This window comes from Candidatus Obscuribacterales bacterium, assembly GCA_036703605.1.
In the GTDB taxonomy this organism is placed as follows: Bacteria; Cyanobacteriota; Cyanobacteriia; order RECH01; family RECH01; genus RECH01.
The window spans coordinates 1-1,092 of the sequence record DATNRH010000483.1 but is presented as its reverse complement, the minus strand read 5'-3'; the positions used below and the strand labels follow the sequence as shown (position 1 = coordinate 1,092).

The window sequence follows — 1,092 nt, the reverse complement described above, 5'->3', positions numbered from 1 at the left end:
GGGGGGTTCGAACCTAAGACCAAGAAGAGGAGGGGAGTAGCCCTTGTTGGGGGAGAAGAAACAAAAAGAAAATGAGTTAAGCCTAGCTAGGCAAGAAAAGATTTTGACTGCGGCGAACGAGTAAGCGAATAATCATTAATTAAGCGCTTGCGCGCGAGAGAGCCTCGGTTGTTTATGGTATTTCTGGTTGTGCCCTCCCAATGCCGCATGCAATTAAAATGTGTAAAGATCTATGGTTATATTCTAAGTTGAAGGAGGTAAGCAATTAGCAATAGGCAGCGTTGTTGAGGTGGAAGTCCTCAATGGCTTTGATCTGCTTGAGTTCGAAGGAGGCAAGGGTGTCACGGATGTGGTCTGGGGGTGTGTAGAACTTGGCGTCGTCATCTGTGAGACGTTTGCCAAGAAAGAGGCCTTCAAGCTTGCGGACTCTAGAAGCTAGAACATAGAGAGCCATGGGTTCGTGGTGATGGCGAAGGTCTACAGCAACTGTAGTATCAAGCGTGTGCCCTTGAAGGCCATGAATGGAAGAGGCAAAATTGGGGACTATGGGTGCTTGCTTAAAAGCCACAGTGCGGCGTGTGCCTTCTGAGAGATGAAGGGCAGAGCTGGAGGCAAAGCGAAAGGGTTCGAGTGTGAGCACAAATGTGCCAGGGTCATCGGAGAGTGCAAAGTTGTTACATGGCAGTTGGGGCTTTGAGTTGCATCACCAGTCCAGAGCAGCTCTACATAGACAAGGCTAGGTGGCGCCGATTGGTGCTGACATCGCGTCTCACTCGGTGAAGGACTGCCAAGCCGAGACCATGAGAGGCGCCCTCGCGAAGGTTTGTGAGTCTTTTCGGCAAGGATAGGTCCCGACTCGAGCCTATCCACACCAATAGAGTCACCTTCCGAACCCCTCTAAGGTCCCTGGGAGCCACTCGGCCCAGGGACCCGATTCAGAGTCCGGGCCTGAGGCGCCGCAGGGAGCGCCAGTCTGAGAGCCCGCGGACACCCGTTCTTACTACGCCCGATCCAGTCCTCGTGAGGAGCGCCTACGTTTTCGCTGCATAATCAACTCTATTCACCTTGCTGCTGCGGAGGGGAAGATGGCGA

At 53.0% G+C, this 1,092-nt stretch carries 1 protein-coding gene; it reads right to left on the bottom strand.

Going from position 1 to position 1,092, the window contains the following annotated elements; genetic code table 11:
* Positions 1-265: 265 nt before the first annotated feature.
* The gene (locus V6D20_10300; protein HEY9816171.1) at positions 266-454 is read right to left on the bottom strand and encodes a hypothetical protein; all 189 of its coding nucleotides are present in this window, start codon (positions 452-454) and stop codon (positions 266-268) included.
* Positions 455-1,092: the final 638 nt, after the last annotated feature.

What these genes read in the sequence shown, in the direction of transcription:
- V6D20_10300 (HEY9816171.1), bottom strand. Translation starts at nt 454, where the DNA reads ATGGCTCTCTATGTTCTAGCTTCTAGAGTCCGCAAGCTTGAAGGCCTC.